Source organism: Perlucidibaca piscinae DSM 21586 (assembly GCF_000420045.1).
In the GTDB taxonomy this organism is placed as follows: domain Bacteria; phylum Pseudomonadota; class Gammaproteobacteria; order Pseudomonadales; family Moraxellaceae; genus Perlucidibaca; species Perlucidibaca piscinae.
Genome location: NZ_ATUE01000005.1, coordinates 555,777 through 578,019 on the forward strand (window position 1 = coordinate 555,777; position 22,243 = coordinate 578,019).

19 protein-coding genes and 1 tRNA gene are annotated in these 22,243 nt (G+C 63.7%); 13 read left to right on the forward strand and 7 right to left on the reverse strand.

The window, feature by feature from the left end:
* The first annotated feature begins 3 nt into the window (after positions 1–3).
* The 13 genes from F595_RS0102760 (at position 4) to F595_RS14965 (ending at position 14,598) form a co-directional block, all read left to right on the forward strand.
* Positions 4–1,167, forward strand: a complete 1,164-nt coding sequence (locus tag F595_RS0102760) for an isovaleryl-CoA dehydrogenase (RefSeq protein WP_022955345.1) — start codon at positions 4–6, stop codon at positions 1,165–1,167.
* 14 nt (positions 1,168–1,181) lie between these two features.
* On the forward strand, positions 1,182–3,005 hold the full coding sequence (locus F595_RS0102765; RefSeq protein ID WP_022955346.1) for an acyclic terpene utilization AtuA family protein: 1,824 nt from the start codon (positions 1,182–1,184) through the stop codon (positions 3,003–3,005).
* 27 nt (positions 3,006–3,032) lie between these two features.
* Positions 3,033–4,658 carry an acyl-CoA carboxylase subunit beta gene (locus F595_RS0102770; protein WP_022955347.1) on the forward strand — a complete coding sequence of 542 codons (1,626 nt, stop codon included), beginning with the start codon at positions 3,033–3,035 and terminating at the stop codon, positions 4,656–4,658.
* Between the two features lie 10 nt (positions 4,659–4,668).
* On the forward strand, positions 4,669–5,535 hold the full coding sequence (locus F595_RS12420; protein WP_022955348.1) for an enoyl-CoA hydratase/isomerase family protein: 867 nt from the start codon (positions 4,669–4,671) through the stop codon (positions 5,533–5,535).
* Complete coding sequence (locus tag F595_RS0102780) at positions 5,532–7,535, forward strand: ATP-binding protein (RefSeq protein WP_026913162.1); 2,004 nt, start codon at positions 5,532–5,534, stop codon at positions 7,533–7,535. Before F595_RS12420 ends, F595_RS0102780 begins: the two co-directional genes overlap by 4 nt.
* Before the next feature lie 129 nt (positions 7,536–7,664).
* Positions 7,665–8,045 carry a helix-turn-helix domain-containing protein gene (locus F595_RS14090; protein WP_022955350.1) on the forward strand — a complete coding sequence of 127 codons (381 nt, stop codon included), beginning with the start codon at positions 7,665–7,667 and terminating at the stop codon, positions 8,043–8,045.
* Positions 8,046–8,116: 71 nt separating this feature from the next.
* Positions 8,117–9,706: an alpha/beta hydrolase family protein gene (locus tag F595_RS0102790; RefSeq protein ID WP_022955351.1), complete on the forward strand. Its 1,590-nt coding sequence runs from the start codon at positions 8,117–8,119 to the stop codon at positions 9,704–9,706.
* Between the two features lie 75 nt (positions 9,707–9,781).
* The gene (locus F595_RS12430) at positions 9,782–10,732 is read left to right on the forward strand and encodes an oxygenase MpaB family protein (RefSeq protein ID WP_022955352.1); all 951 of its coding nucleotides are present in this window, start codon (positions 9,782–9,784) and stop codon (positions 10,730–10,732) included.
* A gap of 87 nt (positions 10,733–10,819) precedes the next feature.
* A tRNA-Ala gene (locus F595_RS0102800) sits at positions 10,820–10,895 on the forward strand.
* Positions 10,896–10,963: 68 nt separating this feature from the next.
* On the forward strand, positions 10,964–12,289 hold the full coding sequence (locus F595_RS0102805) for a tyrosine-type recombinase/integrase (protein ID WP_211213127.1): 1,326 nt from the start codon (positions 10,964–10,966) through the stop codon (positions 12,287–12,289).
* A gap of 5 nt (positions 12,290–12,294) precedes the next feature.
* Positions 12,295–12,855, forward strand: coding sequence for a hypothetical protein (locus tag F595_RS14595; RefSeq protein WP_156873773.1), 561 nt, complete (start codon positions 12,295–12,297; stop codon positions 12,853–12,855).
* Between the two features lie 36 nt (positions 12,856–12,891).
* The gene (locus F595_RS14960) at positions 12,892–13,101 is read left to right on the forward strand and encodes a helix-turn-helix transcriptional regulator (protein WP_026913163.1); all 210 of its coding nucleotides are present in this window, start codon (positions 12,892–12,894) and stop codon (positions 13,099–13,101) included.
* Positions 13,102–14,406: 1,305 nt separating this feature from the next.
* Positions 14,407–14,598, forward strand: coding sequence for an antitoxin Xre/MbcA/ParS toxin-binding domain-containing protein (locus F595_RS14965; protein ID WP_407635946.1), 192 nt, complete (start codon positions 14,407–14,409; stop codon positions 14,596–14,598).
* Positions 14,599–14,651: 53 nt separating this feature from the next.
* On the opposite strand, the gene F595_RS0102830 is transcribed toward F595_RS14965, so the two are convergent.
* From F595_RS0102830 to F595_RS0102860, 7 genes are all read right to left on the reverse strand, one after another.
* Entirely contained in the window at positions 14,652–14,876 is a 225-nt protein-coding gene (locus F595_RS0102830; protein WP_156873774.1) for a hypothetical protein, read from the reverse strand.
* A 22-nt stretch (positions 14,877–14,898) separates the two neighbouring features.
* Positions 14,899–18,060 carry an efflux RND transporter permease subunit gene (locus F595_RS0102835; protein WP_022955358.1) on the reverse strand — a complete coding sequence of 1,054 codons (3,162 nt, stop codon included), beginning with the start codon at positions 18,058–18,060 and terminating at the stop codon, positions 14,899–14,901.
* Complete coding sequence (locus F595_RS12435; protein WP_022955359.1) at positions 18,057–19,355, reverse strand: efflux RND transporter periplasmic adaptor subunit; 1,299 nt, start codon at positions 19,353–19,355, stop codon at positions 18,057–18,059. Before F595_RS12435 ends, F595_RS0102835 begins: the two co-directional genes overlap by 4 nt.
* Positions 19,352–20,623 carry a TolC family protein gene (locus F595_RS0102845; RefSeq protein WP_026913164.1) on the reverse strand — a complete coding sequence of 424 codons (1,272 nt, stop codon included), beginning with the start codon at positions 20,621–20,623 and terminating at the stop codon, positions 19,352–19,354. Before F595_RS0102845 ends, F595_RS12435 begins: the two co-directional genes overlap by 4 nt.
* A gap of 101 nt (positions 20,624–20,724) precedes the next feature.
* On the reverse strand, positions 20,725–21,108 hold the full coding sequence (locus F595_RS0102850) for a hypothetical protein (protein ID WP_156873775.1): 384 nt from the start codon (positions 21,106–21,108) through the stop codon (positions 20,725–20,727).
* Between the two features lie 46 nt (positions 21,109–21,154).
* Positions 21,155–21,646, reverse strand: a complete 492-nt coding sequence (locus F595_RS0102855; protein ID WP_022955362.1) for a DUF411 domain-containing protein — start codon at positions 21,644–21,646, stop codon at positions 21,155–21,157.
* Positions 21,643–22,230, reverse strand: coding sequence for a c-type cytochrome (locus F595_RS0102860; RefSeq protein ID WP_022955363.1), 588 nt, complete (start codon positions 22,228–22,230; stop codon positions 21,643–21,645). The genes F595_RS0102855 and F595_RS0102860 overlap by 4 nt, the downstream gene beginning before the upstream one ends.
* Between the last annotated feature and the right edge of the window lie 13 nt (positions 22,231–22,243).

Here is a 22,243-nt window from a genome sequence, read left to right on the forward strand (position 1 = left end):
GCCATGCATTATCCCTCCCTCAATCATGACCTCGGTGAAACCATCGATGCCCTGCGCGACAGCGTGCGCCAGTTCGTGCTCGCCGAGATCGCGCCGATTGCCGACGAGACCGACCGCAGCAATGCGTTCCCCATGCTGCTGTGGCGCCGCCTCGGCGACATGGGCCTGCTCGGCATCACCGTGGAGGAGGAGTACGGCGGCGCCGGCCTCGGCTATCTCGCGCATACCGTGGTGGTGGAGGAGATCTCGCGCGCCTCGGCGTCCATCGGGCTCTCCTACGGCGCGCATTCCAACCTGTGCGTGAACCAGATCCGCAAGAACGGCAGCGAGGCGCAGAAGCGCAAGTACCTGCCCCGGCTGATCAGTGGCGAGCATGTGGGGGCGCTGGCCATGTCCGAGCCCAATGCCGGTTCCGACGTGGTCAGCATGAAGCTGCGCGCCGACCTCAAGGGCGACCGCTACATCCTCAACGGCAACAAGATGTGGATCACCAACGGACCGGATGCCGACGTGCTGGTGGTCTATGCCAAGACCGACACCAGCGCCGGTTCGCGCGGCATCACCGCCTTCATCATCGAGAAGGGCATGAAGGGCTTCAGCACCGCGCAGAAGCTGGACAAGCTGGGCATGCGCGGCTCCAACACCTGCGAGCTGGTGTTCCAGGACTGCGAGGTGCCGGTGGAGAACGTGCTGGGCGCCGTCGGGCGCGGCGTCAACGTGCTCATGTCCGGCCTCGACTTCGAGCGCGTGGTGCTGTCCGGCGGCCCGGTCGGGGTCATGGCCGGCTGCCTGGATGTCGTGCTGCCCTACATCCACGAGCGCAAGCAGTTCGGCCAGGCCATCGGCGAGTTCCAGCTCATGCAGGGCAAGCTTGCCGACATGTACGTCGCGCTCAGCACCAGCCGTGCCTACCTGTACAACGTGGCACGTGCCTGCGACCGTGGCGAGACCACGCGCAAGGATGCCGCCGGCGTCATTCTCTACACCGCCGAGCGCGCCACCTGGATGGCGGGTGAGGCCATCCAGTGTCTGGGCGGCAACGGCTACATGAACGAGAACAAGGTCGGCCGCTACTGGCGCGACGCCAAGCTCTTCGAGATCGGTGCCGGCACGTCCGAAATCCGCCGCATGCTGATCGGCCGCGAGCTGTTCGGCGAAACCATGTAACCCGGGGAAAACGCATGAAATCCATCCGCATCGGTTGTGCCTCGGCGTTCTGGGGCGACACCAGCACCGCCGCCGAGCAGCTCGTCGCGCACGGCAAGCTGGACTATCTGGTGTTCGACTACCTGGCCGAAGTCACCATGTCCATTCTCGCCGTGCAGCGCATGAAGGACCCGACCCAGGGCTACGCGCGCGACTTCGTCGATGTCATGACGCCGCTGCTGACCCAGGTCAAGGCACAGGGCATCAAGGTCATCAGCAATGCCGGCGGCATGAATCTGGCGGCCTGTCGTGATGCCTTGGCGGCGGCCGCTGCTGCGGCCGGCGTGTCGCTGCGCATCGCCGTGGTCGAGGGCGATGACCTGACCGCGCGCCAGGGCGAGTTCCGCGAGGCCGGTGTCACCGAGATGGAGAGCGGCTCGGCGTTTCCGGGCATGCTGGTGAGCATGAACGCCTACCTGGGTGCGCCGGGCGTTGCCGAGGCGCTGCGTCAGGGCGCCGAGGTGGTGCTGACCGGGCGCGGCGTTGACAGTGCCGTGACACTGGGCCCGCTCATGCACGAATTCGGCTGGTCGGCCACCGACTACGACAAGCTTGCCCAAGGCTCGCTGGCGGGCCACATCATCGAGTGCGGCGCGCAGTGCACCGGTGGCAACTTCACCGACTGGCGCACGGTGGCTGACGGCTACGAGACCATGGGTTTTCCCTTCGTGGACGTGCGCGAAGATGGCAGCTTCCTGGTCGGCAAGCCCGAGGGCACTGGCGGCGCGGTGACGGTGGGCACGGTCGGCGAGCAGATGCTCTACGAGATCGGTGATCCGCGTGCCTACCTGCTGCCGGACGTGCGCTGCGACTTCACTGCCGTCACTCTGAAGCAGATCGCTGCGGACCAGGTGCTGGTCGAGGGTGCCCGCGGCTTCACCCCGCCGGATCGCTACAAGGTCTCCGGCACCACGCCGCGCGGCAACCGCATCACCGCGACCTTCCTGATGGGCGGCCGCGAGGCCGGCCCCAAGGCCGCGCGCGTGGCGCAGGCGCTGATCCGCAAGTGCGAGACGCTGTTTGCCGCCAAGGGCTGGGGGCCGTTCAGCGAGACCTCCGTCGAGCTGCTCGGCACCGAGGCCATGTACGGCCCGCAGGCCGCCGCCGGCGCGCTGGCGACCCGCGAGGTGGTGGTGAAGATCGCCGCCAAGCACCGCGAGAAGGCCGCGCTGGTGCTGTTCTCCAAGGAGCTGGCTCAGGCCGCGACCGGCATGGCGCCGGGCCTGTCCGGCTACTTCGGCGGACGTCCCAGCGTGCAGCCCGTGGTGCAGCTGTGGTCCTGCCTGATCCCCAAGCGCGATGTCGCCATCACCGTCGATTTCGAGGGCGTGCGCACGCCGGTCGCGGTGATCGAGGGCGAGCCCTTCGATGCCGCCGCGCTGATGCCGCAGGGGACCGGAGAAACCTGGATGCCTGGTGCCGACGCCGTCGAGGTGCCGCTGCATCGTCTCGCCATCGCGCGCAGCGGCGACAAGGGCGACCACGGCAACATCGGCGTCATGGCGCGCGATCCGGCCTACCTGCCCTACCTGCGCGCGGCGCTGACCGAGCAGCGCGTGGCGGCGTACTTCGCCCACCTGATCGCCGCCAACGGTTCGGTGAGTCGCTGGGAGCTGCCCGGCAGCCACAGCTTCAACTTCCTGCTGCGTCATGCGCTGGGTGGTGGCGGCATCGCCTCGCTGCGCACCGACCCGCAGGCCAAGTGCTTTGCGCAGATGCTGCTTGATGTGGCCATTCCGGTGCCGGCCGCGGTCGCGGCGGCACTACCCGACACGCCCGCGCCCGTGCGCGGTGCCTGATCCGCTGACTGACACGAGTCTGATGACATGACGATTCTGGAATCCCGAGTCAACACCCAGGACGACACCTTCCGCAGCAACCGCGAGGGCATGCTTGCCGCCGTGGCGGCGCTGCGCGAGGTCGAGGCCAGCGTGCGCGCCACCGAAGAGAAGGCGCGCGCCAAGTACCACAAGCGCGGCCAGATGCTGCCGCGCGAGCGCGTGCACCTGCTGCTCGATCGCGGCTCGCCCTTTCTCGAGCTGTCCACCCTGTGCGGCTACAAGCAGCACGATGACAAGGACGGCTCCCTGGCCGGCGGCAACATGATCGCCGGCATCGGCTATGTCGAGGGCGTGCGCTGCCTGATCGTGGCCAGCAACTCGGCCATCAAGGGCGGCACCATGACGCCCTGGGGTGTGCAGAAGACGTTGCGCCTTCAGGAGATCGCGCTGCAGCAGAAGCTGCCGGTGGTGTCGCTGATCGAGTCCGGCGGTGCCAACCTGATGTATCAGGCCGAACTCTTCATTCCCGGTGGCCGCACCTTCGCCAACCAGGCGCGCCTGTCGGCGGCCGGCATTCCCCAGGTCACCATCGTGCACGGTTCGTCGACCGCCGGTGGCGCCTACATGCCGGGCCTGTCCGACTACGTCATCATGGTGCGCAAGAACGCCAAGGTCTTCCTCGCCGGGCCGCCGCTGCTCAAGGCGGCCACCGGCGAGATCGCCGTTGACGAGGACCTGGGCGGCGCCGAGATGCACTGCCAGCAGGCCGGCACCGCCGAGTTCCTGGCCGAGAACGATGCCGATGCCATCCGCATCGCGCGCGACGTCGTGCGCGGTCTGCACTGGAATGCCGACCGCCCCGAGGTGCCGCGTCTGCCGGTGCGGGCGCCGCACTACGACATCGAGGAGATCTGCGGCGTGGTCTCCGCCGACTACCGCAAGCCCTACGATCCGCGCGAGGTCATCGCGCGCCTGGTCGACGGCTCCGAGTTTCTCGAGTTCAAGGTCGAGTACGACCGCCAGACCGTCTGCGGTCGTGCCGTGATCGACGGTCATGCCGTCGGCATCATCTCCAACAACGGCCCCATCACCACCGCCGGCGCCACCAAGGCCGGCCAGTTCATCCAGCTCTGCTGCCAGGCCAACATCCCCATCGTCTACCTGATGAACACCACCGGCTACATGGTCGGCTCGGCGTCGGAGCAGGGCGGCATCGTCAAGCACGGCTCCAAGATGATTCAGGCCGTGGCCAATGCCACCGTGCCGCAGATCACCATCGTCATGGGCGGCAGCTTCGGTGCCGGCAACTACGGCATGTGCGGGCGCGGCTTCGGGCCGCACTTCATCTTCGCCTGGCCGAACAGCCGCACCGCGGTCATGGGTGGCGAGCAGGCCGCCAAGGTCATGTCCATCATCACGCGTGAGAAGTGGATCAAGGCGGGCAAGGACATCGGCGAGCAGGACGAAGCCATCCTGCAGATGCTGGAAATGCAGATCATCAACAAGTTCGATGAAGATTCGCATCCGTTCGCGGCTTCTTCACGGCTTTTCGATGACGGTCTGATCGACCCGCGCGATACTCGCCGGGTACTGGCGCTGACCCTGGGCGTGTGCCGCGAAGCGCAGCGTCGCGTCGTGCGTCCGAACAGCTTCGGCGTGGCCCGGTTCTGAGGAGGATGACATGACGACCTCTGTCCTGACCCGTCTCGACGCCGATACCGGCGTGCTCACCGTCACCCTGAATCGTCCCGAGGCGCGCAACGCCCTAGGCCCCGACATGGTGGCGGCGCTGATGACGCTGTTCCGCGAGCTGCCCGCGCGCGATGACGTGCGCGTGGTGCTGATGCGCAGCCGTGGTGGCCATTTCTGTGCCGGCGCCGACCTCAAGGGCGTCTTCGCCGATGCCGCCGGTACCCCGGCGCCCGGCGCGGCCGACCCGATTGCCGCGATGAATCGCGGCTTCGGCGAGCTGCTGCGTGCCGCCGAGGCCATTCCGCAGGTGCTGATCACGGTCTGCGAAGGCGGCGTGCTCGGCGGCGGCTTCGGTCTGGCCTGCGTGTCCGACATCGCCTTCGCCCATGCGGCGACGAAGTTCGGCATGCCGGAGACCTCGCGCGGCTTGCCGCCGGCGCAGATCGCGCCCTTCGTGGTGCAGCGCATCGGCCTCACCCAGGCGCGTCGCCTGGTGCTCACCAGTGCCCAGTTCGACGGTGCCGAGGCCCTGCGCCTGGGCCTGGTGCACGAGGTCTTTGCCGACGAGGCCGAGCTGGCCGAGCGTCTGGCCCTGGCGCTCAGTCAGGTGCTGCGCTGCGCGCCATCGGCCAATGCCCGCAGCAAGCAGATCATCTTGCGCGTCGGCCAGGTTGATCCGGATGCCGTGCTTGACGAGGCCGCCGGCCATTTCGCCGCCTGTGCACGCGGCGCCGAGGCGCCGGAGGGCATTGCCGCCTTCATGCAGAAGCGTGCCCCGCAGTGGGCTCGCCCGGTTGCGGCAAGCGACATTGCCCGCCTGTTTTCCACCCTGTCCGATCCGGAGCCGAACGCATGAGCCGTTTCGACACTGTTCTCATTGCCAACCGGGGCGAGATTGCCGCCCGCATCATCCGTGGCTGCCGTGCCGCCGGCTACCGCACCGTGGCCGTGTATTCCGAGGCGGATCGCGATGCCCTGCACGTGCGTGAAGCGGACACCGCCGTCTGCATCGGCCCGGGCCCGGTCGGCGAATCCTACCTCTGCATCGACACGCTCATCGCCGCCGCGCAGCAGAGCGGGGCAGGCGCCGTGCACCCCGGCTACGGCTTCCTGTCCGAACGCGAGGCCTTCGCGCAGGCGGTGCAGGATGCCGGTCTGGTGTTCATCGGTCCCGATCCCTTCGCCATCGAGGCCATGGGCAACAAGAGTGCCTCTAAGGAACGCATGATCGCCGCCGGCGTGCCCTGCGTGCCGGGTTACCAGGGTGCCGGCCAGGACGACGATCTGCTGGTCGCGGAAGCGATCAAGGTCGGTCTGCCGGTGATGGTAAAGGCCGCCTCCGGTGGCGGCGGTCGCGGCATGCGCCTAGTGCATGCCGAGTCCGAGCTCAAGGCCGCCATCCAGTCGGCGCGCAGCGAGGCGCAGAACGCCTTTGGCGACGGCCAGCTGCTGATCGAGAAGGCGGTGCTGAAGGCGCGTCACGTCGAGATCCAGATCTTCGGCGACCGTCACGGCAACGTGGTGCACCTGGGCGAGCGTGATTGCTCGGTGCAACGGCGCAACCAGAAGGTCATCGAGGAGGCGCCGTCGCCGGCGGTCGATCCCGCGCTGCGCGCGCGCATGGGCGCTGCAGCGGTGGCGGCGGCGCGGGCGGTGAACTACGTCGGTGCCGGCACGGTCGAGTTCATGCTCGCCGCCGATGGCGCTTTCTACTTCCTCGAGATGAACACCCGTCTGCAGGTCGAGCACCCGGTCACCGAGCTCATTCATGATCTCGACCTGGTGGCCTGGCAGCTCACGGTCGCCCAGGGCGATCCGCTGCCGCTGGACCAGCAGGCCATCGACGCCCGCCGTCACGGCCATGCCATCGAGGTACGTCTGTGTGCCGAGGATCCGGCGCGCGGCTTCCTGCCGCAGACCGGCCGCGTGCTGGCCTGGGACGTGCCAAGCGGCCCCGGCCTGCGCGCCGATCACTGCGTGATTCCCGGCGGTGTCATCTCGCCGTATTACGACTCCCTGCAGGGCAAGCTCATGGCCTGGGGCGAGACCCGTCTGCAGGCCATCCAGAAGCTCATGGCCATGCTCGCCGACACCGCCTTCCTCGGTCTCGCCAGCAACCGCGACTTCCTGCTGCAGCTGCTCGCCCACCCCGAGTTCCAGGGCCCGGGCGTGACCACCGGCTTCATCGCCGAGCAGTTCCCGGCCGAGCGCATCAGTGCGCTGGCGCAGTCCTCGGCAGCACACCGCGCGCTGGCCGCCGCCCTGTTCGTACATCTCGATGCCCATGCGCTGGCTGCCAGTCACGCACTGGATGCCGGTCTGCTCGGCTGGCACAGTGCCAATGCCACGCCGGCCCTGCTGCGTCTGCGCTGTGGTGACAGCGAGGTGGTGCTGGATGTCGAGACTGTCGCGAGCGGCAGCTACCGCGTCGCCATCGACGATGACGCGGCGCCGGCCGAGGCGCTGCAGATCCTCGCGCTGCAGGGCACGCGGGTTGACTACCTGCACGCCGGCCAGCGCCGGCACGCGCGCTTTGCCCGTGACGGCGCCCGGCTCTGGCTCGCTGACACCGCCGTGACGGCGGTCTACGAGGACGTCACCTACGCCCCTGCGCAGGCCGCCGAGGCCGGCAGTGACGGGCGTCTGCTGGCGCCCATTGACGGCAAGGTGGTCACGGTCGCGGTCGCGCCCGGCCAGGTGGTTGCCAAGGGCGATCTGCTGATGATCGTCGAGGCCATGAAGATGGAGTTCCGTCTTCAGGCCCCGGTCGACGGCACCGTCGAGGTGGTCACGGCCGGAGCGGGCGCCCAGGTTGCCCTGCGTCAGCTGCTGGTGCAGATCACGCCGGCCAGCTGACCCGCGTTCTCTCATGACCCTGCAAAAACCGGCTCCTGTGGCCGGTTTTTGCGTTAAAGGCAAAATTGTCGTCGTGTCATGTCGCTCAGCGCTTTGCGTGTGGCGGCATGGACTTTTGACAATGACGCCATGGATATCGGAACCGTCATCAAGAGCCGGCGCATCGAGCGAGGTCTCAAGCTCGAGGCACTGGCATTCGACGCCAGCGTCTCGGCGAGCACCCTGTCACGCATCGAACGCGGCAAGCTGACACCGTCGCTGGACACGCTCTATCGCCTCGCGGAGGCGCTTGAGCTGCCTGTCAGCACGTTGTTCCTGGAGGCGGAACATCTCGCCGGCACCCGTGCGTCGCAGCAGCTGCGCGAGGTCACCGACGCCTACAGTGACGAGTCCCTGCAGCTGCGTCAGCACTTCCACCGCCTCGACCCGCATCACCGCCAGCTCGCGCTGGCCGTGCTGTCTGCCATGACCCGCGTGCCGCCACCCGCATCACGTGAAGCGGCGGACTGATCAGCGCGTGACCGCTTGTCCGGTCATCATCAACACAGTAGGGTGACTGAAAAAAGAGCGAGTCCGTCGCCATGTCATGCCCCGTCGCGCGCCTGCCCCTGCTGCTGGCAATCTCCTTGCTGACCGCCTGTGGCAGCGAGAACGATACCGATACCTCTTCCGCCACCTCCTCACCAGTCGCTGCCGTCGAGCTCACGCCGGCAGGCCCGGCGGATCCGCTGGCGCCGGTGGCATCGGCCATCGCGCCGGACGCGGAGGGCTGCGGCAGTCATGCGGCTGGCACGCCCGGGTTCATTGCCTGCGAGCAGGCCAACTTCGCCAAGGTCAGCGAGGCGCCGCGCGAGCAGCTGAGCAATCCGCTGTTTCTTCAGCGGCTGACCGCCCAGAGTCTCTCCAACAGCCTGTCGCTGGCCGAGCGCCTGCGCAACGATCCCAGCTACCTGCCGTTCTCGACCGCTGGCGTGTCCGCCAACACCCCGCTGACGCCGCTTTGCACCTCGTGGGCACTGCCCTGCGTCGGTGATCCCTTCCGCTATCCCGAAGTTGACCCGTTCTACCGCGACGAGGCCGAGGTCACGCCGGTGGTCTTCTACGACCGCGAGTGCGCACGTCTGTCCGGCCGCGTCTGGCGGCCGCTGAATGCGCGCGGGACGCTGCCTGCGGTGGTCATCCAGAACGGCTCGGTGCAGGCCCCCGAGCCGCTGTACTGGTGGATGGCACAGGCCGCGGTGCGTGCCGGCTATGTCGTGCTGACGTTCGATCCGCGCGGGCAGGGCCGCTCCGACCAGCAGACGCCGGCTGGCGGACAAGGCAGCAACGCCAACCCGGCCGTGTTCTGGGAGGGACTGGTCGACGCCATCGACTTCTTCCGCTCCACGCCGGTGCAGCCCTACCCGCACAACCTGAGCTGCGCCGGCACCTACCCGACACCGGTCACCGCCTTCAACCCGCAGCATGCCGTGCAGGACCGTGACCGCCTCGGACTGGTCGGACACTCGCTGGGCGCCACCGGGGTCAGCATCGTGCAGGGCTACGGCGCGCCCGGGGCGGACCCGTGGCCCGGCCTGATCGACAGCGCCAACCCGGTCGACGTGGTGGTGGCCTGGGACGGTCCGCTGGCACCGGATGGCCGTGCCGCCGGTGGTGCCAACGGCAACCTGCCGTCACTGGCCGCTGACGCACGCCAGACCACCGCGTACCCCGCCTTCGGCATTCGCGTGCCATTGATGGGGCAGAACGGCGAGTACGGACTGGTTCCGCTGCCGTTTACCGAGGTGCCGGATCGTGCCGCCCGGCTCGGTCCCTTCCTGGCCTGGCAGGAGGCCGGCATGCCGGTCATCGACCTCACGCTGCGCGGCAGCAGTCATTACGAGTGGTCGCTGATTCCCGGCTTTCCGGCCAGCTCGTGGTGTCCGGAAGTGCGTGACGGACGCTGCCGGGGCGGCTGGGGCAGGCCGCTGGCCGAGCACTACACCCTGGCCTGGCTCGATCGCTGGCTGAAGCGACCCGGCGAGCGCGGTCATGATGATGCCGACGCGCGCCTGCTCGACGATGCGCGCTTCCGTGAGCGCCTGAGCTTCCATTTTGACTCGCGTCGGGACTTTCCCCAGCGTGATGGCCAGCGCAGGCGATGCAACACGATTCGCACGTCCTGCCAATGAGCGCGAGCAGTACTTGTCTGTGACCGATCAGTCGCGCATGATCGACTGAAAATACAGACAACGGTTGGATTCATCATGCTGCCTGTCCATGCCAAGACCTGGGGCTTCCGCCCCAACCCCGCCGTCGCCGCCGAGATCGCCGCGCTGGACGCCGAGCGTGACTGCCAGCGCATCGTGCACCTGCTCACCGCCTACGAGTTTCCCTTCGACATCACCCGGGCGCTGGAAGTCGCGCTGTTCTACACCTACGGCAGCGACACCGTGTCGGCGCTGCTCGACAGGACCGGCGAGTTCCGCAACCACGGCCAGAAACGCTACGACGACACCCGGTTGCTGATCGCCCACTTCATGGACACCGGCTGGGATGGCGATGTCGGCCGCCGCGCCATCGCGCGCATGAACGCCAGCCACGCCCACTTCCGCATTCCCAACGACGACTTCCTGTTCGTGCTCTGGACCTTCATCGACTTCCCGATCTGGTGGATGGACAATTTCGGACGCCGTCCCTTCACCCGTCACGAGCAGCTCGCCTGGTTCACCTTCTGGCACACCATCGGCGGCAAGATGGGGCTGCGCGACATCCCCGCCAGCAAGGCCGCCTTCGACCAGTTCGTCGACCAGTACAAGCGCGTGCATTTCGTGCCCTGCGAGGCCTCGCGCCGCGTCGCCGAGGCCACCGTCACCATCCTCGAGAACTGGTTCCCGGCGCCGCTGCGTCCGCTGGTGTCTCCGGTGGTCTACGCCCTGCAGGAAGACCCGCAGTTCCTGCGTGCGGTCGGCGCCACGCCGTCGCCGCGCTGGCTGGGGGCGCTGGTGCGCGGCAGCCTTAGGCTGCTCGGCCGCCTGCAGCGGCACGTGGTCATCACGGCCTACCCGCAGACCCAGGACAGCGTCATCAACCGCACCTATCCGGACAACCGCTACGCGATCGAGGAGCTGGCGCCCGACCGGCTGCGCCAGGCCGAGGCGGTGAAGGCGGGCAGGACGGAGGCGGGTGCCAGCGCGGTTGAGCGGCAGAAGGCCTGAGGGGGGGGCAGATGCGATTTTGGGGGCAACTCCGGGGGCATTGCCGGCAGAAAAAGCCTTTGGCAAACTTGGCGCTCTGCTGAATCAGGGCCGATAGCTCAGCTGGGAGAGCGCCGCGTTCGCAATGCGGAGGTCGAGGGTTCGATCCCCTTTCGGTCCACCAACTCAGTGTCCGGGTAAGTCCGGTATTATCTTAAAGCCCGCTTAGGTAGAGTCTTTGCGGTTTTTTTGTTGTCTTTTGGCGTCCAAGTTGGTGCATGGACGTCCCAGATTATTGATGGTACTTATGTTGGTATCTGCTCCTGCAGCTTCGACTGGTACCAACAAATGCCGCTCACAGACTCCGCAGTACGTAATGCTAGGCCCTCCTTGGAGGGCAAGGACATCAAATTGTCTGATGGCGGGGGGCTGCACCTACTCATCAAGCCAGCTGGTCAGAAGTACTGGCGACTCAACTATCGCTACCTTGGCAAGCAAAAGACGCTTGCCCTGGGTGTCTACCCACTGGTCACCTTAAAAGATGCCCGTGAGGCGCGCGATAGTGCCAAGAAGATCTTGTTTGAAGGCGTAGATCCGAGCGTACACCGCCAGAATAGCCGTGCTGTAAGTAAAGAGGCTGCAGCCAACTCTTTCGAGGGGGTCGCCCTAGAGTGGATGAATGTGCAGCAGGTGAAGTGGTCACCAAGCTATGCGGTCAAGATTCAAAGTTGCTTTGACCGAGACATTTTTCCCTATATTGGCCGTCGTCCAGTCTCAGAGGTTACTGCGCCTGAGCTATTGATTGTTTTGAGGCGCATCGTGGCGCGCGGCGCTGCTGAGACAGCGAAGCGCGCCAGGCAGTGCTTGGGCCAGGTTTTTCGGTATGCCATCGCCACAGGCCGTGCAGAGCGCGATCCCGCAGCAGACCTCAAAGGCGCTCTGCCCCCAGTCAGGCACCAATCATTTGCGAACATCTCTGAGCCACGACGGATCGGTGAGGTGCTGCGGATGTTTGATTCCTATCAAGGATCACCAGTCGTTTGTGCTGCACTGAAGCTTGCTCCAATGCTCTTTGTGAGACCAGGCAACCTCCGTCAGGCTGAATGGAGCGAGGTGGATCTTGATGCCGCAACTTGGCGCATCCCCGCCGAAAAAATGAAGATGCGGCAGCCGCATATCGTCCCGTTACCAACGCAGGCAGTCGAGCTTTTGCGTGAGCTCAAGCAGCTGACGGGTCGACGCCTTGACTTGCAGCCATACGTTTTCCCCTCGGCCCGTGCAGGTGGACGACCGATGAGCGACAACGCCCTTTTGGTTGCGATGCGTACGATGGGCATTCCGAAAGAAGAGCTGACGGCACATGGCTTTCGCCACATGGCGTCCACGCTGCTGCATGAGCAGGGGTGGGATACTGACTGGATTGAAGTGCAGCTCGCACACGGTGATCACTCGACGCGGGGCAAGTACAACTTTGCCAAGTACCTCAAGGAACGCACCCGGATGATGCAGTCGTGGGCGGACTACCTTGATGCTCTGCGGCGGGGTGCTGAGATCATTCCCATAAATCAGCGAGCCTGACCAGCATGACAGATCTAGCCCAGAGACGATTCCCTAAGGTACTTGTCGACGAAGTTCTAGCGGCATTGCGTGAGGTTGACGGGCTTGACCATGAAACATGCTTTGAGCTCCTAGGGCGCTACCAAAGGAATCGTGCAAGTGTCATCGTGACTTATGGTATCGACATACAAACTGACGTGCAGGAAAGGCTGAAAGCGCCCCAAGAAACGATACCGACAGCGTGGTATGACCAGATCCGCCAACTTGATGATGCCTTCAGAAAGCTCCATGCCTATTACGCTGGCGGATATGCCGACTATGTTGCAAGGGATGTCTACAAGTTCGCTCAAGGGTTGAATGGCAGTCGTCCCAAGCCTCGACTTAGCAAAATCGAAATTAATAAGAGTAATTTTGAGGAAAAGCTCAAGAAGCTTGGCTTTTTCAAGCAGCCACTGCACAGAGAAGAACGTGGCGCAATCATCAAAGCACTGGCAAGACACTTCGCTGTGTCGACATCGACCATCAATAGACATATTAAAAAGAATTTCTCGACGCACGAATCCGATGGTGCGCGCTCACATCCCTAGCCTTGTCTTTGTACCAACAAAGTCTACGAGGACATCATGGGATTCACGAAATCACTGCCTGACACGGGCTTCCTTCGCTTGCCAGAGGTCTTGGCTCTCTTTCCCGTAAGCCGCTCAGCATTCTGGGCAGGTATCAAGGATGGCCGCTACCCACAGCCGGTCAAGCTCTCTGCGCGCTGCTCTGCTTGGCGCGTAGAAGATGTGCGTGCCTTGATCGAGCGCTATGCCAACTCGCTGCAGAGGTGAGCATGGCACGTCGATGCGCGCGCGCGAAAGCGACTGGTAAGGGCTCTAGCGAGTCTTTTGCGGCTATCCCACGCCAAGTAATGCGAAGCGCTGACTTCCGCGCTCTAGGGCCAAATGCAGTGCGTGTACTTCTGTGGATGGCCTATGCCTACAGGGGTAGAAACAATGGTGACCTTTCAGCAACGATGACGATGGCGCGCGATTGGGGAATCAAAGGCAAAGACACGCTAACCAACGCGATTGATGAGCTAATCCGTGGTGGACTCATTGTGCGCACACGAGAGGGGCGGTTCACAAACCCTGGTGGTAGGTGTGCGCTTTATGCGCTGACCTGGAAGCCCATAGACGACTGTGCCGGAAAAGAGCTCGAGGTTAGTCCGACCCGGGGGGCGCCAAGGATTTCTTGGCCAACAGATAAAAGGCTCGGTTCAGATTTATGAGGAGTCGCCCCCGATTTTGGGGCCATGAGGATATGTAGCGATGGCTTAAAGACTAGTTTGGTACCTATTTCTGGTGCCATTGCTCCCCTCAGCTTGGACCAACTTCTGGGCTCCTTATTAGTTTACCAAGGGCTAGGGCGTGAGCTTGTTTGCAAGCAACTCCGAGGTCTGAATTTCCCTAATGATTAAGGTGCGAAAGTTGTGACGCTTGATGACATTCTGAGGCTGGATGTACGGAGGCTCGTAAGGCAGGGCGTGCTTAAGCATGGGCGCTCATCATCCGTAAACTGGGGAAGCTTCGCGAGGATTTGCATTATGGCAGCTGAGACACACATGCGCCTGCAGTACGCCCATAACGGGCGCGCCCTGGACTACGTCATCCAGCTGAGTAGGACACCGTGCAACTATGGGGGCAGCCGCGTATGGGCTATCTGCCCTGCTCGTGATTGCAGGCGCCGGGTAGCGGTGCTGTATCTGCGTGGCGGAGTCTTTGTGTGCCGGCACTGCACTGGTCTGCTGTATGACAGCCAACGAGAGTCTGCGACTTGGCGGGCGAATAGCCAATCATGGAAGCTGCGTCGTCGGATGGGCTGTGATTGGGGGTCTTACGACATGCCCGCTGCCTACATACCGAGGCCAAAGGGGATGCACCGGAAGACGCATGCGCGCATGGTGGCTCGATTGCAGCGTGTCGATCGGATCTCCGCGGCTGCTTTCATGGCGGGGCTGGAGCGACTTGATGCTCGGCTAGAAAAGCTTAAAAGCGGATGTGCGTGAAATCGGGGTAGAACCCAACCGTGGATAACCCAACGACGGATCGAGCAGCGCTTGCAGGCTACATTGCCTGCATCAGAGGCCGATCATGATGGTCGTAGCGCCGGAAATTCTGCAAAGAGCAACCGAAGTATTCGGCAGTCTTGAGCATGCTCAAGCCTGGTTGGAGGCTCGTCTGCCAGTGCTCGACAACAGACGCCCTGTGGATGTCCTGACGGAGCCGGGTGGGCCGGCGGAGCTTCTGGATATCCTGGGGCGTATTGAGCACGGCGTTTTCTCATAGCAACGCTATGCAACGACCTGCCACGGATAGGTGACAGGTCGTAGTTGCTTCGCTTACTTCATCCCACCACACTTGCCTTCCATGGCCTTGCTGGATGCTTCTCCGGACTTACTGGTCTCTGTGTTAGTAGGGTCCATTTTCATGTTGCCACCACATTTACCCTCCATCGGCATGACTGGCTTGGCGGGCTGCTCAGCCGCTTTGGCAGGTGCCTTGGTTGTTTCAGCACAGGCTACCGTCGCGACAGACAGCACCAAGACACTGGCAATCGGGGTCATCGTCCTCAGTCTCGACATGTTTTCATCCTCTCGGGTTGGTGTTTGCATCAAAGAACTGGTCACGCGTCTCCTTGCGCCGCATGAAGTAGAAAGCACAGGGCACGATCAGCATCGACAGCACGGGGGCCGTCAGCATGCCGCCGACCATGGGCGCGGCGATACGCTGCATGACCTCCGAGCCAGTGCCGCTGCCCCACATGATGGGCAGCAGGCCGGCGACGATGACGGCCACGGTCATGGCCTTCGGACGCACGCGCAGCACAGCGCCCTCGCGGATAGCATCGAGCAGATCGGCGTTGCTGGTCTGACCCAGATCGACGCGCCGCTGCCAGGCCTGCTTCAGGTACAACAGCATGATCACGCCGAACTCGGCGGCGACCCCGGACAGGGCGATGAAGCCCACCCCGCTGGCCACCGATAGGTTGTGCCCGAGCAGCCACAATAGCCAGATCCCACCGGCCAAGGCAAAGGGCAAGGTCGCCATAATGAGCATTGCCTCATCGACACGACGGAAGGTTAGGTAGAGCAAGACGAAGATGATCATCAGCGTGCCGGGCACCACGACCTTGAGGCGAGCTGTCGCGCGTTCGAGAAACTCGAACTGACCAGACCAGGAAACCGCATAGGCCGGCGGCAGCTTCACCTGCTCGGTCACCGTCCGCTGCATGTCCTGCACGGCAGAGCGGAGGTCACGCCCGCGAATATCGACATAGACCCAGCCGGAGAGCCGGGCATTCTCGCTGCGCAGCATGGGCGGACCATTGGCGATGGACAACGTGGCGACATCGCCGAGGCGGATCTGCGCACCGCGTTCCGTGACCACCGGCAGATTGCGCAGACCATCCAGCGAGTCGCGGATCTCACGCGGGTAGCGGACATTAATCGGGAAGCGCTGCAAACCCTCGACGGTCTCGCCGATGTTGTCGCCACCGATGGCTGCCGACACCACGCCCTGCACATCAGCGATATTGAGGCCGTAGCGGGCAGCGGCGTCGCGGTTGATATCGACATCAATGTAGCGACCACCGCGCAACCGCTCGGCCAGCGCTGAACTGACGCCCGGTACCTGCTTCACCACACGCTCGATCTCCCCAGTGAGGCGGTCGATCTCGGCCAGACTGGCACCCGAGACCTTGATGCCGACCGGGCTTTTGATGCCCGTGGCGAGCATGTCGATGCGATTACGGATCGGCGGCACCCAGATATTCGACAGCCCCGGCACGCGCACCACGCGATCCAGCTCCGCCACCAGCTTGTCCGGTGTCATGCCGGCACGCCATTGCTCGCGCGGCTTTAAGCGGATGGTAGTCTCGAACATTTCCAGCGGGGCCGGGTCGGTCGCGGTATCCGCCCGCCCGGCCTTGCCGAAGACGCTTTCCACCTCAGGCACAGTCTTGATCAGGCGGTCGGTCTGCTGCAGCAGCTGTGCCGCCTTGCCGGCCGACAGGCCGGGCAACGCCGAGGGCATGTAGAGTAGGTCGCCTTCATCCAGCGGCGGCATGAACTCTCCACCCAGCCGGGACAACGGCCACAGGCTGGCGACCACCACCAGCGCCGTGATCGCCATGGCCCGCCCAGGTCGGCGCAAGACCATGGCCAGTAACGGCTCGTACCAGCGAATCAAGGTTCGGTTGATCGGGTTGTCGCGCTCGGCCGGGATGCGACCGCGAACCAGATAGCCCATCAGTACCGGAATCAGCGTCACCGCCAAACCAGCGGCTGCCGCCATAGCATAGGTTTTGGTGAAGGCCAGAGGCGCAAACAACCGCCCCTCCTGCGCCTCCAGCGTGAACACCGGAATGAATGACAAAGTGATGATGAGCAGCGAGAAGAACAGTGCCGGCCCGACCTCGACCGCTGACTCGCCAATCACCCGCCAGTGCTCATCAGGCTCGGGCTCGCGACCGGGATGAACATGACGCCAGGCTTCAAGATGCTTGTGGGCATTTTCGATCATGACCACAGCAGCATCGACCATGGCTCCGATAGCGATGGCGATGCCGCCCAGCGACATGATGTTGGCATTCACGCCTTGGTAGCGCATGACGATGAAGGCCGCGAGTATGCCCAGCGGTAGTGAAATGATCGCTACCAGCGCCGAGCGCAGATGAAACAGGAAGGCCGCGCAGACCAGCGCCACCACGATGAACTCCTCCAGCAGCTTGTGGCCAAGGTTGCTGACGGCACGCTCGATCAGCTGCGAGCGGTCATAGACAGGCACGATCTCAACCCCTTTGGGCAGACTGGATTTAAGCGACTGGAGCTTGGTCTTGACGGCCTCGATGGTCGCCAAGGCATTGCGTCCGGAACGCATGATGATCACGCCGCCCACGGTTTCACCTTCACCATCCAGCTCAGCGATACCACGGCGCATCTCGGGGCCGATCTGCACCTGTGCGACATCGCCAAGACGCACGGAAACACCTGCCGGCGTGGTGATCAGCGGAATGCTGCGAAAATCATCCAGCGTCTTCAGATAACCGGTGGCCCGCACCATGTACTCGGCCTCGGCCAGTTCCAGCACCGAGCCGCCGGCCTCCTGATTGGCCTTCTGCACGGCGTCGATGACCTGCGTGTGGGCGATATTGAAGGCGCGCAGCCGGTCAGGATCGAGCACGATCTGGTATTGCCTGACCATGCCGCCAATGCTGGCCACTTCGGCCACATCCGGCACCGTCTTCAATTCGTACTTGAGAAACCAGTCCTGCAAGGCGCGCAGCTGCGACAAATCGAGATGCCCTGTTCGGTCTACCAGTGCATATTCGTAGATCCAGCCCACGCCTGTGGCATCCGGCCCCAGCGCGCTTCGCGCTTGCGAGGGCAAGCGTGACTGCACTTGGCTGAGGTACTCCAGCACACGCGAGCGCGCCCAGTACGGATCAGTGCCGTCCTCAAACAGGACATAGACATAGGAGTCCCCGAAGAACGAATAGCCGCGCACAGTCTTCGCACCCGGCACCGACAGCATGGTGGTAGTCAGTGGGTAGGTGATCTGGTTTTCAATCAGCTGTGGTGCCTGCCCCGGCCATGTCGTGCGTACGATCACCTGCACATCCGACAGGTCGGGCAAGGCATCCAGCGGGGTTCGATTAACCGACCAAAGCCCCGCAGCCGTGAGCATCAAGGTTGCCAGCAGCACCAAAAAGCGATTTCCGATGGACCAGCGTATGCATTGCGCGATCATTGCCCCATCCCCCGCATGTCCATCTTGCCGTCCATGCCAGCTGGCATGTCTTCAGCCTGCATACGGCTGCTAACACCCTTTAGACTGGCCTCGGAGTCCACCAAGAACTGGCCTGATACAACGACCTTCTGCCCCTTCTCTAGGCCGGTGAGTATCTCGACCTCTCCCTCACGCTCCAGACCGGTGGTGACATCTATTGGATGGAAGCTCCCAGCCTTATCAACCGTGAACACGACACTACGCTGCCCGGTGCGGATAACTGCCTCGACAGGCACCAGCAAGGCATTAGCACGCACTGCGCCTGCCAGTTGCAGGTTAGTGAACATGCCCGGCACCAGCTCGGCGTTCGGATTCGCTAGTTCGATGCGCGCCTTAAGGGTGCGTGTGGTCGCATCCACCTCCGGCAGCAGCGCGCTGACGCGGCCCGTGAAGACCTTGCCGGGCCAGGTCGATGAACTGGCCTCTACCCGACTACCAGGACGCACCTGCGCAGCCATCGACTCAGGCACCTCGGCGTTGACCCAGACACTATCGAGGCCATTGATGCGGAACAGGGTCATGCCCGGTGTCACTGTCATACCCTCGCGTATGCCCAGTTCCACCACCACACCGCTGACCGGGGCGACAATGGCCAGTCGCGCCTGTGTTCTGCCACTGCGCTCGACCAAGGCAATCTGTGCCTCGCTCATGCCCACCAATCGCATACGCTGGCGCGCACCTTGACGTAGATCAGCACTGCCTTCACCGGTCATGCCGCGCACCGCCAGAAACTCCTCCTGCGCCGCCACCCAGTCCGGAACATACAGCTCGGCCAGCACTTGGCCGCGCTGCACTTTGTCCATGGGTGCACGCACGCTCAGGCGCTCAACAAACCCCGAGGCCCGCGCTTGCATGATCGCAACGGCGCGCTCGTTCCAAGTCACGCTGCCAACCGCTGTCATACCAGACGACAACTGTCCCGATCTGACCTCCGCCGTGCGGATACCGAGATTCTGTTGAACCTGCGAAGCAATCCTGACACCGCCTTCTTCGGCATTCTCTCCAGTAGATTCATCGGCATAGACAGGCACGAGATCCATGTCCATGAAGGGCGACCTGCCGGGTTTGTCGAAGCGCTGATCCGGCACCATGGGGTCATGCCAGTACAGCACCTTGGGCTCGGCTTTGCCGGTCTCGGTGCTGATAGGCGCTGACATGGCCATGCCTTGGTGCATGCCCAGACTGTAGAGGCTCCAGCCACCCAGCCCGAGCGAGGTGAGAGCAGCCACGGAAATCATCAGTGTTTTGCGTTTCATGGTGCGCTCCGGCTTTCATCAGGCAGCAGAAATTCGAGATCAGCCCAGGTCAGGGCTGTCTGCATCTCCAGTTGCAAGGCTTGTAGCTGGGTATCCAGCAGAGTACGGCGTGCCGCAAGGACCTCACTGAGCGTGCCTCGACCGCCGCGCCAGGAAGCCAGAGCAGCCTGGGTGCGTGACTGGCTCAGTGGCAGGATCTGTTTACGGTAGCGTTGCAGCCGGTTCAGGCCGGACTGCCAGTCATCCACAAGGGCGCGTACTTCCGCGACATGGGCACGCAGCATGTCGTCACGCTCGGCTCGGGCTTGCTCGACCTGCGCCTGACGTGCGGCCAGCTCACGATTTTGGCGTCGTGCCTGATCCCATTGCAGGGGCAGCGACACCCCCACCGACACCATGTCGGAAAAGGCTGAACCACGCTGGGCGTAGCTGAGTTCAGCAGTCCAGTCGGCCTGCTTGTTGGCATCGGCCAGACGCGCATCGGTATCCGCCAGGGCGATGCGGCGCTCTTGCATGATCAGGTCCGGATGACGCGCCAGATGGCTCTCCAGATCCCCGACATCCAGGTGTGTGCGATCAAAGTCGGGCTTGCCGATCAGGGGCTGCCGGCTCTGGTCATCGCCAACCCATCGCGCCAGTGCGGATCGCGCCTGGCTGAGCTGACGATCCATATCCTGCAACTGATCCTCAAGTAGCAGGATCTCGCCACGGGTATTGATCGTGTCGGCTTGGCTGGCACGACCACCACGGTAGGACGCCTCGCTGGCGACCAACTGTTGTCGGGCCTGCTGCAGCTGTTCCTGCAACAGCGCACGCCGCTCCTGCAGGTAGTAACTGGTCAGCCAGGCCTTGCCGGAACTGCGCAGAATCTCGCTCCGCACCAGGCCTTTGCCGGCATCGGCGACCTCAGCTTCGCGTTGCTGGCGCTCACGGCGCAGATCCAGCTTGTCGCTGCGGGTGAACTCCTGCGCCAGACCGATCTTGCGCATGGTCATGAAGTCGCGGGTCATGCTGAAGCGGTCGCTGCCATTCACCGGCAGGTTCTCGATGCCGATGCTCAGCATGGGATCAGGGCGTTCGCCTGCGGCCACCGCCATCTCGCGCGCCGAGGCGATGGCGGCATCCTGGGCGACCAGCTGGCGGGATTGGCCAAGCGCGGCTTGCTGGGCTTCAAGGAAGCTCAGCGATGCTGCCGGCAAGGCAGCAGGCGCCAGCGCCACCAGCGCAAGCACCACCCGACCCAATGGCCGGGAAATACGGAAATTCATGAGGTGTTGCCTCGTCAATCAGGTTCAAAGCAATGAACAGCGCGTGCCATCACGACACACGGACAGATACGGCCAGGCGGAATGCCAGCCGGAACGAGGGCTTAATTCAGGAAGCGCTGGAAGCGGATAGACGGAGGGGGGTCTATGACTGAGGGATCAGGTGGACGGTAACTGGATGAGGAAATGTACTCAGCATCCGACAGCTCGAACGGCTGAAGAAAGGCCAACAACAGAGGTGAGGCATCGACCGAGGTGGCTTGCTTGGCAAAGTCCGGGTGGCCGCTCAGGTGCTGGCAGACGGTCGTGCAGTCTGTTTCCGTAGTGCTTGTCTTGTCCCCGGCCTCATGACAGTCCGGCATGGCCGACATGCTGGTCTCAGCCGGGGTTGGTCCGACAGCGGCCATGACCTGCGCCTGGCAGATCGTGAAGATCGCCAGAACCAGGCTCATGAAGAGCGATAGGCGCTGTCGGTGGATGCGTTTCATGTCAAAAGTATCTGCCAGGTTCAGCCAAACGCCAAGGGCTCAGTGCTCACTCACCATGCCGAGCATAGATCGTAGCTTCCTCGCCATTGAAGAGCAGGGTCTCGTAGGGCATGCGTTGATCTCCCACCTCCATGCCAGGTGATCCCACCGGCATGCCTGGCACGGCCAGGCCCTGAGCCTTGGGCTTTTCCTGTAAAAGTCGCTTGATGTCCGCTGCCGCGACGTGTCCCTCGATCAGGTAGCCACCGACCGTGGCGGTATGGCAGGACACCAGGCGCGCTGGGATGCCTAGGCGCGACTTGACGGCATTCATGTCCTCTTCGTCATGGACCTCGACAGCAAAGCCCTCGGCCTTGAGGTGGTCCACCCACTTGCCACAGCATCCGCAGGTCGGGCTTTTATGAACCACGATGGTGTCAGCCACCGCCTGGGCGATTGGCTGGGGAGCCTTGTCAGAAAACAGACTGAGAGCGCCCAAACCGCCAATGATCAAGACCAGCAGACCGATGGCCCAGAATGTGTTGCGTGATCGACTCATGGTGTCATGCCTTGCTCGGTGTGCCCTGCGTGACCGGTCATGGGTTCCGCGCGGGCCGTCAGTATTTGATATTGCGTCGGGTCAAGCGCCGGCAACTTCTGCAGGAAGGCGACCATGGCCCAGATCCTGGCATCATCATGGGTTTTGCCCCAGGCCGGCATGCCGGAGGCCTTGATGCCGTGCTTGATGATCCAGAACTGGCGGGCAGCACTGGCGGCTGCATCGCCATGATCGTCACCATCATGGCCATGTTCAGCGGCACCCTTGGCCAGATTAGGCGGTTGTGGGTACAAACCCATGGCCATGTCAGAGCTTTTCACGCCGGGCTTGAGATGGCAGCCCGCGCACATGTCATTGTAATCCGCGCCGCCACTGAGCAGCATCTGAGGATCATCGAGAGGCGGTACGGCAATGTCTTTGCTACGCACAGCAATCGAACGCTCACGCAAGGTCTCCAGCGCCCAGTAGACCGGCTTGGTGTGTTCGTCATCGGCCCCCATGGAGTAGATACCGGAGTAGAGAAAGCCCAGCCCTGCAAGCGCACCCAGCGCGCCCAGTCCCAGCAAGATCTTCAGCGTTTTCATGAGTCGACTCCGG